Raw genomic sequence first — 12,236 nt, forward strand, 5'->3', positions numbered from 1 at the left:
GCCGGCTTGAGCAACCCCGGCCTGCGGGTGGTTTTCGCCGGCACGCCGGAGTTTGCCGTGCCCTGCCTCGAAGCCTGCCGCGCCAGCGGCGCCGAGGTGGTGGCCGTCTATACCCAGCCCGATCGCCCCGCCGGCCGCGGCCGCAAGCTGACCCCCAGCCCGGTCAAGCAGGCCGCGCTGGCCGCGGGCATCGCGGTGCATCAACCCGAATCGCTGAAATCCGCCGACGCGCAACAGGCGCTGGCGGAGCTGAAGCCGGACCTGCTGGTGGTGGTGGCCTACGGCCTGATCCTGCCGCGCAAGGTGCTGGCGATTCCCCGCTTCGGCTGCTGGAACGTGCACGCCAGCCTGCTGCCGCGCTGGCGTGGCGCCGCGCCGATCCAGCGCGCCATTCTTGCCGGGGACGCGGAAAGCGGCGTCGACCTGATGCAGATGGAAGCGGGCCTGGACACCGGCCCCGTCCTGCTGGAACGGCGCACGCCGATCACGCGCGAAGACACCGGCGGCTCGTTGCACGACCGCCTTTCCGTGCTGGGCGCGGAGGTGCTGGCCGACGGCCTGCGGCGCCTGCTTGCCGGCGACATGCCCTCGGCCGTGCCGCAGGCGGACGACGGCGTGACGTATGCGCACAAGCTGGACAAGGCGGAGGCGAAACTCGATTTCCGGCGCCCGGCGATCGAGCTGGAGCGCCAGGTGCGCGCGTTCGATCCCTGGCCCGTTGCCGAAGGCGAGATTGCCGACGAGCACCTGCGCATCTGGGCCGCGCTGGCGATCGACACGCCGCACCAGGCAACGCCCGGCAGCGTGATCGCGGCCAGCCGGGACGGCATCGACGTGGCATGCGGGCAGGGCGCGCTGCGCGTGCTGGCGGTGCAGCGCGCGGGCGGCAAGCGCATCGGCGCCGCCGACTATCTCAACGCGCGCCCCCATCTGCTACCGCCGCGCCATCCAGACGGGAGCGTCTGAGGTGGCCTCGAAGGCAAACAGGCGATCCCGCACGGCACCTTCTCCTCCTCCTCTCCCCCAAGGCGAGAGGAATGAGGAGAGGGGCGGGTGGTTGTCATGAAACCCGACACCCGCGCGCTGGCCGCCAAGGGCCTGGCCGAAGTCGCCCTGCGCGGCGCGTCTTTGCGCGACGTGATGGAGCGCAACGCCAGGCGATTGGCCGATCCCCGCGATCGCGCGCTGCTGATGGCCCTGCTCAGCGAAGGCGCGCGCTGGTGGCTGCGCTTCGACGCGGCCATCGACGACCTGCTGGAGAAGCCGCTGCGGCACAAGGACCCGGCCGTGCACGCGTTGCTGGTGCTGGGTCTGGTGCAGCTGGAGATCCTGCAGTTGAGCGACTACGCCGCCGTGGCCGCCACGGTCGAGGCGACGCGCACGCTGGGCCGGCCGCCGCTGGCTGGCCTGGTCAACGCCATCCTGCGGCGCTGGCAGCGCGAGCGCGACACCCTGCTCGCCCGCCTCGATGCCAGGCCGCAAACCCGCCACGCCCACCCGGCCTGGCTGGCCGCCGCGCTGCACCGCGACTGGCCGCGGCAGGCCGAGGCGGTGATGGAGGCGGACAACCGCGAGCCCCCATTGATGCTGCGCGTCAATCGCCAGCGCAGCGAACGCGCGGCGCTGATCGAACAATTGCAGGCCGCCGGCTACGCGGCCAGCGCGCATCCGTGGCTGGACGATGGACTGGTACTGCCGCACAGCACCGACGTCACCCGCATGCCCGGGTTCGAGGACGGCCTGTTCGCCGTGCAGGATGGCGCCGCCCAGGTGGCCGCCGACCTGGCCGACCTGCGCGACGGCCAGCGCGTGCTGGACGCCTGCGCCGCGCCCGGCGGCAAGGCCTGCCACCTGCTCGAACGCGCCGACATCGACCTCACCGCACTGGAGTTCGACGCTGCCCGCGGCGAGCGCATCCGCCAGAACCTGATGCGGTTGCGCCTGGATGCGAAAGTGGTGACCGGCGATGCCGGTGCGCCCAAAAGTTGGTGGAAGGGCCAGGCCTTCGATCGCATCCTGGTCGACGCGCCCTGTTCGGCCACTGGCGTGTTGCGCCGCCGCCCTGACGTGCGACTGCACCGGCGCGAAAGCGACATCCCCGCCATGCAGGCGCAGCAGCGGCGCATCGTGGCGGCGCTGTGGCCGTTGCTGGCGCCGGGCGGGCGGCTGGTCTACATCACCTGCTCGGTGCTGCGCGCCGAGAACGAGGCCATCGTGGGCGAACTGCTGGCCGCCCAGCCCGATGCGCAGGCGGTGCACTTCACCCTGCCGGCAGGCCACGCAGCCGGCGTCGGCTGGCAGATCCTGCCGGGCGACGGCGACCTGGACGGCATGTATTACGCGGTGATCGGCAAACGGGCCACGTGAAGGGCTCAGCTGGCGGTAAGCCGCATCCGGCTATACAACGCGTCTATCCACCGCTGTCTGGTATGTTCCGGCACCGCTTCCCCATCGGTCTCCACCCGGACGGCACGCCCCCGTTCCCCACTCAATTGCGCAAGCGCTGGAATGCCATGGACGCCATGCAAGGCACACACTTGAAGCGATGGTCGCTGGCGTGCTGCAGCTTGCTGGTCGTGCTGGTTCCGTTGTCGTTCTCCATCGAGCGGCACGTCAGGGTGGTGCCGATCGCGCTGCTTTTCCTGACCGGCCTGTGGCTGCTGGTGGCCGACCGCTCGGTGCGCCGCAGCTACCGCCACGCCTGGCCGGCAATGCTTCCCGCGGCACTGATGGTGGCGCTCTCGGTGGTCAACATCTGGCAGCACCGGCTTGGCTGGCGCGAATTCGACCAGTCCGCGCACATCATCATGTACGCGGTGATCGCGGCCGTTTTCACCCTCGGCCTGAACATGCGCCGGGTCTGGAACGGCTTCAGCCTGACCCTGATTTTCCTTGGCGTGGTGAGCATCGTGCAGCACCATTGCTATGGTGTGCTGCGGCCGGCAGGACTCAATGGCGGCCCCGCCAGCACGATCGAGTTCGCCACCGTGATGCTGGGGCTGACCTTGCTGGCGCTGCTGCAACTGTTGAAACCGAAAGCGCCCACCGCCGAAAAATGGCTGCATGGCGCGGCCATGGCGCTGGGCATCTATGGCGCGCTGCTGACCCAGAGCCGCGGGCCGCTGCTGGCGTTCGTGCCGGCGTTTGCGCTGGTGATGGCACTGCATGGCTACCGCAAGGGCCTGCGCCGCCGGCAATGGCTGCCGATCCTGGTGATCGGCATCGCCGCGGCGCTCACGGCCGCGGCCAACCTCGACGGGCGGTTGGTCGACCGTTTCGCCAGCATCAGGAACGAGGTCAGCACCTACAGCCCCGATCACAACGCCACGGGCGCGGTACGCGAGCGGCTGGAAATGTGGCGCACGGCCGTGCGCGCGTTCAAGGAGCACCCGCTGGCCGGCGTGGGCATCGATCGCTTCGGCACCTATGTGCGCAGGGAAGTGGCGGCTGGACGCACCAACGCGGCGGTCGCCAAGTATGGCCATCCTCACAACGAATACCTGGATGCCGCGGCCACCCGCGGCATCTTCGGGCTGCTGGTGCTGGTGCTGCTGTTCGTGTTGCCGTTCTTCTATTTCTTCCGGCATGCGGGCGATCCCGACGATGCCGTGGCCAGGCCCGCCTATGCCGGCCTGGCGATCGTGGTGCTCTATGCGGTCTGCGCGCTCACGGAAAGCGTGCTTTTCCGGGTCATGTCGCAATCGCTGTTCTTTTTCCTGCTGCTTGGCCTTGCGGTGCGGGTGGGCGACGGGCTTCGCCGCCGGGCCGAGGACCACGCGGGCTGACCGTTGCGCAACGCGCGGCCTCGCGTCGCCGGGCGCAGACGCTAGACTTCCCCATCGACTCCCGCGTTTCCGCTTTCGCAGGCTTGCGCCGGCGGGAAAGGCGGGGCTTTCCTGGCGCCATCGCGTGGCGCCGCGTTCGGGACTATCCATGGCAAAGCCGCACCGTTACCTGCTTTTCGCCGAGTTGTCGTATGCGTTCGAGATCCTGCGTCCGCTGCAGGCAGCCGCGCTGGAACGCGGCGACGAGGTGGCGTGGTTTCTCAATGGCCCGGCGCCGGGCAACCTGCTTCCCGGCGAACGCTTGCTGCGTACCACGGCGGAAGTGCGTGCGTTCGATCCCGACGCCGTGCTGGTACCTGGCAACGAAGTGCCGCTGTCGTTTCCGGGGCTGAAGGTGCAGGTTTTCCACGGCCTGGGCATCGAGAAGAAGGGCCACTTCCGCATTCGCGGCATGTTCGACCTGTTCTGCACCTTCGGCCCGCTGACGACGGCACCGTTCGAGCAGCTGGCGCGGCAGCACGGCTGGTTCAAGGTGGTGGAAACCGGCTGGCCAAAGACCGACGTGTTGTTGCGCACGCCTCCCGCTGCACGCGCCGAGGGCGACGAGAAACGCATCCTCTACGCGCCCACCTTCAGCCCCTCGCTGACCTCGACACCGGCCCTGGCGGCCGAGATTGCCGGCATCGTGGCGCGCCGGCCGTGGCGCTGGACGGTGAAGTTCCATCCGAAGATGGCCGAGGAATTTGCCGCGCCGCTGCGCGCGATCCATGGCGACAACTACGAGATCGTCTCGACCACCGCACTGGCACCGCTGCTGCAGGAAGCCGACGTGCTGCTGACGGACACCTCGTCGGTGGCCGCCGAGTTCATGTTGCTGGACAAGCCCGTAGTGGCGTTCCGCAACCGCCTGCCCGGCCCGTACCTGGTGAACGTGGACAACCCCTCCGCACTGGAGCGCAGCCTGGAAGCTGCGCTGGGCGGGGACGATCCCTCGCGCGACGCGCGCCGCGAATACGCGCATGCGATGCAGCCGTGGCGCGACGGACGCTCCAGCGAGCGCGTGCTCGACGCGGTGGAAGCGATGCTGGCGACCGGTCGCGGCGGCCTGAAACGCAAGCCGCTCAGCCTGCTGCGCCGCTTCAAGTACTGGCGCACGCTGCCATGAGCGCGGACAACAGCGAGGCAGGGGAGCGACCGATGAAAAACGTCGTGCTGACCTACGGCACCTTCGACCTGTTCCACGTCGGCCACCTGAACCTGCTGCAGCGGCTGAAGGCGCTGGGCGATTACCTGGTGGTGGGCGTGTCCACCGACGAGTTCAACGCCACCAAGGGCAAGCAGACGATCGTGCCGTTCGCCGATCGCCAGCGCATCGTGCAGAACATCAAGTGCGTGGACCTGGCCATTCCGGAAAGCCACTGGGAGCAGAAGGTGGGAGACATCGCAAAATACGGCGTGTCCACCTTCGGCATGGGCGCCGACTGGACCGGCCGTTTCGACGAACTGAAGGCGCATTGCAACGTGGTCTACCTGCCGCGTACCGAGGGCATTTCCAGCACCAGCATGAAGAAACTGCTGCGCGTGCTGGACAAGGAGCACGTCGACGACCTGCGCCAGGCGCTGAACGTGATCTCGGCGATCATCGACCGCTTCGACTGAACAGGCCGCCGTGCCCCTGGCCTTGACTGGTAGAGTCGCCGCATGTCCCAGCTTCCCCTGACCCTGGTCGTGATGACCCACAACGAGGCGGCCGTGATCGGCCGCTGCCTGGACAGCGTGCCGTTCGCCGCGGAAAAGCTGGTGATCGACTGCGGCAGCACCGACGCCACGCTCGAGGTGGCGCGCACCCACGGTGCCCGCGTGGTGCACCAGGACTGGCTGGGCTTCGGCCCGCAGCGCAATGTCGGCACCACCCAGGCCAGCCATCCTTGGATTCTTGCCCTCGATGCCGATGAATTTTTGTCGCCGGAGCTGGCGCGCGAGCTGGAACAACGGCTGCCGCAGGTCATGGCGTCCGACGCCTGCGTGGGCATCCTGCGCCGGCGCACGCTGTACATGGGCGCGCCGATGCGCTGGTACCGGCCGATGGTCGGCGAGAAGCTGGCCCGCCTGTACCATCGCGACCGCGCCCGCTGGCGCGACGTGCGGGTGCATGAATCGCTGGCCTGGAGCGGCCCGCAGGCGTCGTTCCGGGCGCCGTTCGAGCACGAGAACAACCCCACCCTGGTGCACAAGGGCCTGAAGGTGCTGCGCTATGCGGAGCTGAAGGCGCGCGACTGGCGGCAGAAGGGGCGCAAGCCGCGCATGTGGGATTGCGCGCTGGTGTTCGTCACCACCTTCTTCAAGGATTACGTGGTGCGCCTGGCCATGCTGGACGGCTGGCGCGGCTTCGCGGTGTCGCAGACCAACGCCAGCTACGCGGTCTACAAGCGCATGCGCTATTACGAGATGTGCCGCAACCCGGCGTCGGTGGAGATGGCCGGCGACGTGCTGATCCGCCACGATCTGGATCGCTGAGCGCGCCGGTCACGGTACGCGACGACCGCTTGGCGCCGCGCCAGCCGGTACGATCTGCGTCGTCCGCCACGTTGCCGCGATGCGCCGCAGGCTAGAATCGGCTGCCTCTCAGCCAAGAGTTTTCCCGTGCCCGTCAACGCCTATAGCCGTCTCGAAAACCTGCGCGCCATGTGGTCGTGGTTGTTGTTGTGGACGGTGGTGGCGCTGCTGGCCATTTTTTCGCACGGGCCGATGCCGCTGTATTCGACGCGCACGCTGGCGGTGGCCTGGGAGATGTTCAACCAGGGCCACTGGCTGGTGCCGCACATCAATGGCGAGCCGTACAGCGAGAAGGCGCCGCTGCTGTTCTGGTTGATCCAGGGCGGCTGGTTCGTGTTCGGCGTCAACGACGTGTGGCCGCGCGTGCTGGAAGTGCTGTTCGGCGCCACCCAGCTGGTGCTGCTGTCCACGCTGGCGCAGCGGCTGTTTCCGAACCGGCCGTGGATGGCCAAGGCGGCGCCGTGGATGCTGCTGGCGCTGGGCTATGCGTTCCTGTTCGGCCTGCAGATCATGTACGACGTGCTGCTGGCGGTGTGGACGCTGGCGGCGCTGCTGTGCCTGACGCCGAAGGCGCGCCGGGCCGAGCCGCGCTGGTTGCTGTTCGGCATCTGCATCGGGCTGGGCCTGCTGACCAAGGGCCCGGTGATGCTGCTGCACGTGGTGTTTCCGTGGCTGCTCGGTCCGTTGTGGAACGACTGGGCGCGCGAGCACCGGGCCCGCTGGTACGGGCGCGGCGTGCTCTCGCTGCTGCTGGCGGCGGCGATGTTGCTGGCGTGGGCCTTGCCGGCCGGGCTGTCCGGTGGCGAGGCTTACCGGCAACGGCTGTTTTTCACGCAGACGGCCGGGCGCGTGGTCGACGAGTTGTCCCGCGGCAAGGATCTGCAGAACCACGCCCAGCCCGCGTGGTGGTACCTGCTGTGTCTGCCGGCGTTGCTGTTTCCGTTCAGCGGCTGGCCGCGCGCGCCGGTGGCGGTAGCGGCAACCTTGCTGCGCCGGCCATGGGAGCGCGGTATCCGGCCCGCGCTGTGGCTTTCGCTGCTGGCGCTGGTGGGCCTGGTGGTGGTGGCGCTGATTCCCGGTGCCTGGCCGTGGACGGCGAAACTGCTGGTGGGCCTGTTGCTGGCGCCGCTGTCGATCGCCCTGCTGCGACGGCCGCTGGAGCCGGGCCTGCGATTCGCGCTGTGCTGGTTGCTGCCGGGCTTGTTCGTGTTTTCGCTGATCAGCGGCAAGCAGCTCTATTACCTGCTGCCGGAGCTGGCCGGGGTGACACTGCTGATCGCCGGATGCATCGCCATGCTGCGCGAACGTCATCCGGTGCTGGCCACGCATGGCTGGCTGGGTACCTGGCCGCTGGGCGTGGGCGGCATCGTGTTCGCGGTCCTGCTGTTCGCGCTGCCGCTGCTGGTGGACAGGCATGTGCTGGTCGGCGACTGGGCCACCGATGCCGCGCCGTATACCCGCTATTTCAGCGTGGTATTCCTGCTGCTGGGCGGGTTGCTGCTGCTGCGCGGCCGCGGCGAATTGCGGCGGCTGGCGATCGCCGGGCTGATCGGCGTGCTGTCGCTCAATACGCTGTTCACGCTCGCCCTGTGGAGCAACTACGACATCCGCCCCGCGGCCCGCCTGCTGGGCGCGGTCGAACAGGCGCATCGATCGATCGGCTATCTGGGCAACTACGCCGGCGAGTTCCACTTCGCCGGACGGCTGACCCAGCCGATCACCGAGCTGTATGGCGACCAGGCACTGCAGGATTTCGCGCGCCAGCACCCGGATGCGGTGGTGGTGACGCACCCGCAGACGCTCGATGCCAACGACCTGCGCTACGCCCTGCTGGTGCAGCCGTTCCGTTCGTCGTGGCTGGCGGTATGGCCGGCGCAATCGCTGGCGGACCTGCGCGAAGGCCACACGCCGCCCGAGCCCAGCCGGCCCACCCAGGTCTATCCGGCCGACGACTGGCGCTACCGGGTGCAACCGTGAGCGCACCGCGCATCGCCAGCCTGCGCCAGCAGTGCGGCGGACCGCGCGACGGCGCGCTGCTGCGCTTCTCGCTGGGCACCGCCCTGCTCGACGACGGCGACGCGGCCGCGGCGATCGAGGAATTGCAGCGCGCGGTGGCGTTCGACCCGGGCTATTCCGCGGCGTGGAAGGCGCTGGGCAAGGCCTGCCTCGCCGCCGGCCAGCAGCCGGCGGCCGCCGACGCATGGCGCCGCGGCATGGCCGCCGCCGCGCAACGCGGCGACAAGCAGGCGGAGAAGGAAATGGCCGTGTTCCTGCGCCGGCTGGACTGATTCAGCGGGCGTCGTAGGGGCTGGGCCAGCCGTTGCCCGAAAAGCGCTTGTACTGCCACTGGTACTGCGCAAAGGCCTGCTCGACGCAGGCTTCCACGCCCCGGTTGAGCGCGTTGCAGGCCACTGCCGGGTCCGTGTCGTCCAGCTGCGGCGGCGCCCCCTGCAGGCGGATGCGATAACCCGCGCCACGCGGCAGCCGCTCGGCGAAGGCAAACAGCACGGTGGCGCCGGTGCGCGCGGCCAGCCGCGGCAGCAGGACCATCGTCAACGCGTCGCGACCGAAGAACGGCACCACCTGCCCCTCGCCCGCCCGCGGCTTCTGGTCGGGCAGGATGCCCACCGTGCCACCGGCGGCCAGCCGCTTGTACAGCGCACGCACGCCCGCGCCGTCGGCGCGCACCTGCTCGGGTGCCAGCGCGCCGCGCACCTTGCGCAGCAGCGCCTCGATCGCCGCGATCCGGGGCGGGCGGTAGAGAATGGCCAGCGGCATCTTGCTGCCCAACCAGTAATTGAGCAGCTCCCAGCAGCCCAGGTGCGGAGCGGCGATGATCACGCCCTTGCCCGCCGCCAGCGCCTCGTCGAGCAAGGCCTCGCCGCGCACTTCGCGGATCAGGCCCAGCGACCGCTGCGCGCCGCTGCCCCAGATCTTGATGATCTCGGTGACCGACTTGCCGCTCTCCCTCATCACGTCACGCAGCAGCGCGGCCTGTGCCTCGGCATCCAGTTGCGGCCGCACGATGCGCAGGTTCACCGCCGTGTTGCGGGCGGTGCGGCCGTTCCGCCACAGCAGCAGGCCGCCCAGCAGCGCACCGGCGCCATGCAACAGGCGCAATGGCAGCAGGGCGAGCAGACGCAGCAGGAGATAGAGCAGATAGACGTCGGGGCGCATCCACGAAGTTTACGTGAGGCCGCCGAAGAATCCGCCGCTCGGGTCGGCATCGAGGCGCAAAAAGCGCCCGCCGCGCGGTCTTTCGCCGACTCCGCTGGCGCCGTAAGCTGTGCGCTTCCCGCTTTCGTCGAGCCGCCATGATTGCCCTGATCCAGCGCGTCCTGTCTGCCGAAGTCGAGGTCGAGCAGGAGTGCGTTGGCGCGATCGGGCCGGGCCTGCTGGCACTGGTGGCGGTGCAGCCGGACGACGGCGAAACCCAGGCGCGGCGGATGCTCGAGCGCCTGCTCGGCTACCGCGTGTTCAGCGACGACGCCGGGCGCATGAATCGCTCGCTGGCCGATACCGGCGGTGGCCTGTTGCTGGTCAGCCAGTTCACCCTGGCCGCCGACACCCGCTCCGGCATGCGGCCCAGCTTCACCACCGCCGCGTCACCGGAGCACGCCCGCCGCTGGTTCGACCGGCTGCTGGAGCTGGCGCGCGCCGCACACCCGGGGGTGGAAACCGGGCGCTTCGGTGCCCATATGGTGATCCGGCTGGTCAACGATGGGCCGGTGACGTTCCGGCTCGACACGGGCTGATGCCACGTCGGCGCCTCGCCCCGGAAAACCACGCAAGGCCCCGATCTGGCGCGCTTTTTGCGTAGTCCATCCTGACGATTTCTCACTTGCAAACTGGTCAGAAAAGCAGCATATCGCTATAATGTCCGGTTCTTGAACCCCGCGGTGGTCGGTTAATGAATAGCAAAGCTCCCCACGAGCAACAGTCGGAAATCAAGGCGCTCATCTCCAAGGGTCTGGAGCAGGGCTATCTGACGTACGCCGAGATCAACGACCACCTGCCCGACGACGTCGTCGACCCGGAGCAGATCGAAGACATCATGGCGGTGCTCAAGGGCGTCGGCATCGAGGTCCATGACGCCGCGCCCGACACCGACACCATCGCCGACGGCGTCGCCCCCGGCAACACCTCCGGCGACGACGAGGCCGCCGCCGAAGAGGCCGTGGCGCTGCTCTCGGCGGTCGACGCCGAAGTGGGCCGCACCACCGACCCGGTGCGCATGTACATGCGCGAGATGGGCACGGTCGAGCTGCTCACCCGCGAGGGCGAGATCGCCATCGCCAAGCGCATCGAGGAAGGCCTGGGCCAGGTGCAGACCGCGCTGGCCAGCTTCCCGCTGACCATCGAGCTGCTGCTGGAGGAATACGACCAGCACCTGGACGGCAAGCGCCGCCTCAGCGAGATCCTGGCCGGCTTCCTCGACCTGGAGGAGGCCGCCGACCTGGCCCGCAAGGAGAAGGAAGCGGCGGCCGCCGAAGCCGCGGAGCTGGGCCTGGACGAGGAGTCGGACGGCGAGGACGACAGCGACGACGAGTCCACCGACGAGGAGGAGGCCGGTCCCAGCGGTCCCGATCCGGAAGAGGTGAAGCGCCGCATGGAACTGCTGCGCGGGTACTACGAGAAGTTCCAGAAGGCCGCGCCCAAGGCCGACAGCATCACCGACAAGAAGATCGTGAAGCTGCGCGACCAGATGGCCGAGGAGTTCCTGAAGCTCAAGCTGCCCAGCGCGCTGATCGACGGCTTCGTGCGCAAGCTGCGCGAGGTGGTGGGCGACATCCGCCACCACGAGCGCGCGCTGATGGACATCTTCGTCAAGCAGGTGAAGATGCCCAAGACCGAGTTCATCAAGACCTTCCCCAGCAACGAGGGCAACATGGAGTGGGCGGCCGAGCTGAGCCGCAAGCGCCAGAAGTGGTCGCCCAACGTGAAGACCCACCGCGAGGCGATCGATGCCGAGCAGGAGAAGCTGGCCGCGATCGAGCGCAAGCTGTTCCTGCCGCTGATCGACATCAAGGACATCAACCGCGCCATGGCCAGTGGCGAGGCGCGCGCGCGCCGCGCCAAGAAGGAAATGGTGGAGGCCAACCTGCGCCTGGTGATCTCGATCGCCAAGAAGTACACCAACCGCGGCCTGCAGTTCCTGGACCTGATCCAGGAGGGCAACATCGGCCTGATGAAGGCGGTGGACAAGTTCGAATACCGCCGCGGCTACAAGTTCTCGACCTACGCCACCTGGTGGATCCGCCAGGCGATCACGCGCTCGATCGCCGACCAGGCGCGCACCATCCGCATCCCGGTGCACATGATCGAGACGATCAACAAGTTGAACCGCATTTCCCGCCAGATGCTGCAGCAGTTCGGCCGCGAGGCCACGCCGGAGGAGCTGGCCAAGGAAATGGAGATGCCCGAGGACAAGATCCGCAAGGTGCTGAAGATCGCCAAGGAACCGATCTCGATGGAAACCCCGATCGGCGACGACGAGGATTCCCACCTGGGCGATTTCATCGAGGACGGCAACGCCAGCTCGCCGATCGACTCGGCCACGGAAACCGGCCTGATGGAAACCGTGCGCGACGTGCTCGGCGGCCTCACCCCGCGGGAGGCGAAGGTGCTGCGCATGCGTTTCGGTATCGACATGAATACCGACCACACGCTGGAGGAAGTCGGCAAGCAGTTCGACGTCACCCGCGAGCGCATCCGCCAGATAGAGGCCAAGGCCCTGCGCAAGCTGCGCCACCCCAGCCGCTCGGAGCAGCTGCGCTCATTCCTCGACGTGGAATAGCCGCTGCCCGCACTGATAACGAAGAAGCCCCGCCAAGTGCGGGGCTTCTTCGTTGGGACGGCGTTTTTCTGTAGGAGTGGCTTCAGCCGCGACGCTTT

11 protein-coding genes are annotated in these 12,236 nt (G+C 68.5%); 10 read left to right on the forward strand and 1 reads right to left on the reverse strand.

Translation table 11 applies throughout. The features are described 5' to 3' along the window. Positions 1–6: 6 nt before the first annotated feature. The 8 genes from fmt (at position 7) to ABD017_RS05225 (ending at position 8,629) form a co-directional block, all read left to right on the forward strand. A complete protein-coding gene (gene fmt / locus ABD017_RS05190) occupies positions 7–966 on the forward strand; it encodes a methionyl-tRNA formyltransferase (RefSeq protein WP_343882170.1) in 960 nt (319 codons plus the stop codon). A gap of 96 nt (positions 967–1,062) precedes the next feature. Next, positions 1,063–2,367 (forward strand): 16S rRNA (cytosine(967)-C(5))-methyltransferase RsmB, encoded by a 1,305-nt coding sequence (gene rsmB, locus ABD017_RS05195; RefSeq protein ID WP_343880883.1) that lies wholly within the window; start codon positions 1,063–1,065, stop codon positions 2,365–2,367. A 170-nt stretch (positions 2,368–2,537) separates the two neighbouring features. Beyond that, on the forward strand, positions 2,538–3,785 hold the full coding sequence (locus tag ABD017_RS05200; protein ID WP_343880885.1) for an O-antigen ligase family protein: 1,248 nt from the start codon (positions 2,538–2,540) through the stop codon (positions 3,783–3,785). Between the two features lie 148 nt (positions 3,786–3,933). Beyond that, a complete protein-coding gene (locus tag ABD017_RS05205) occupies positions 3,934–4,950 on the forward strand; it encodes a CDP-glycerol glycerophosphotransferase family protein (protein WP_343880887.1) in 1,017 nt (338 codons plus the stop codon). 32 nt (positions 4,951–4,982) lie between these two features. Further along, positions 4,983–5,444, forward strand: a complete 462-nt coding sequence (locus ABD017_RS05210; RefSeq protein WP_343880889.1) for an adenylyltransferase/cytidyltransferase family protein — start codon at positions 4,983–4,985, stop codon at positions 5,442–5,444. Between the two features lie 42 nt (positions 5,445–5,486). Continuing rightward, entirely contained in the window at positions 5,487–6,302 is an 816-nt protein-coding gene (locus ABD017_RS05215) for a glycosyltransferase family 2 protein (RefSeq protein ID WP_343880891.1), read from the forward strand. A 168-nt stretch (positions 6,303–6,470) separates the two neighbouring features. Continuing rightward, positions 6,471–8,318 carry a glycosyltransferase family 39 protein gene (locus ABD017_RS05220; protein WP_425543693.1) on the forward strand — a complete coding sequence of 616 codons (1,848 nt, stop codon included), beginning with the start codon at positions 6,471–6,473 and terminating at the stop codon, positions 8,316–8,318. Then, positions 8,315–8,629, forward strand: a complete 315-nt coding sequence (locus tag ABD017_RS05225; protein ID WP_343880895.1) for a tetratricopeptide repeat protein — start codon at positions 8,315–8,317, stop codon at positions 8,627–8,629. Before ABD017_RS05220 ends, ABD017_RS05225 begins: the two co-directional genes overlap by 4 nt. A gap of 1 nt (position 8,630) precedes the next feature. Here ABD017_RS05225 and ABD017_RS05230 read toward each other — a convergent pair whose 3' ends face one another. After that, the gene (locus tag ABD017_RS05230; RefSeq protein ID WP_343880897.1) at positions 8,631–9,518 is read right to left on the reverse strand and encodes an LpxL/LpxP family acyltransferase; all 888 of its coding nucleotides are present in this window, start codon (positions 9,516–9,518) and stop codon (positions 8,631–8,633) included. A 137-nt stretch (positions 9,519–9,655) separates the two neighbouring features. Here ABD017_RS05230 and dtd point away from each other — a divergent pair, with 137 nt between their 5' ends. Beyond that, a complete protein-coding gene (gene dtd, locus ABD017_RS05235) occupies positions 9,656–10,096 on the forward strand; it encodes a D-aminoacyl-tRNA deacylase (RefSeq protein WP_343880899.1) in 441 nt (146 codons plus the stop codon). Positions 10,097–10,251: 155 nt separating this feature from the next. Continuing rightward, positions 10,252–12,138, forward strand: coding sequence for an RNA polymerase sigma factor RpoD (gene rpoD, locus ABD017_RS05240; RefSeq protein ID WP_343880901.1), 1,887 nt, complete (start codon positions 10,252–10,254; stop codon positions 12,136–12,138). Positions 12,139–12,236 lie beyond the last annotated feature (98 nt).

Origin of the sequence: Rhodanobacter caeni, from assembly GCF_039523575.1 — a bacterium.
Taxonomy (GTDB): domain Bacteria; phylum Pseudomonadota; class Gammaproteobacteria; order Xanthomonadales; family Rhodanobacteraceae; genus Rhodanobacter; species Rhodanobacter caeni.

What these genes read in the sequence shown, in the direction of transcription:
- rsmB (WP_343880883.1), top strand. Translation starts at nt 1,063, where the DNA reads ATGAAACCCGACACCCGCGCGCTGGCCGCCAAGGGCCTGGCCGAAGTC.
- ABD017_RS05205 (WP_343880887.1), top strand. Translation starts at nt 3,934, where the DNA reads ATGGCAAAGCCGCACCGTTACCTGCTTTTCGCCGAGTTGTCGTATGCG.
- ABD017_RS05210 (WP_343880889.1), top strand. Translation starts at nt 4,983, where the DNA reads ATGAAAAACGTCGTGCTGACCTACGGCACCTTCGACCTGTTCCACGTC.
- ABD017_RS05215 (WP_343880891.1), top strand. Translation starts at nt 5,487, where the DNA reads ATGTCCCAGCTTCCCCTGACCCTGGTCGTGATGACCCACAACGAGGCG.
- ABD017_RS05220 (WP_425543693.1), top strand. Translation starts at nt 6,471, where the DNA reads ATGTGGTCGTGGTTGTTGTTGTGGACGGTGGTGGCGCTGCTGGCCATT.
- ABD017_RS05230 (WP_343880897.1), bottom strand. Translation starts at nt 9,518, where the DNA reads ATGCGCCCCGACGTCTATCTGCTCTATCTCCTGCTGCGTCTGCTCGCC.
- dtd (WP_343880899.1), top strand. Translation starts at nt 9,656, where the DNA reads ATGATTGCCCTGATCCAGCGCGTCCTGTCTGCCGAAGTCGAGGTCGAG.
- rpoD (WP_343880901.1), top strand. Translation starts at nt 10,252, where the DNA reads ATGAATAGCAAAGCTCCCCACGAGCAACAGTCGGAAATCAAGGCGCTC.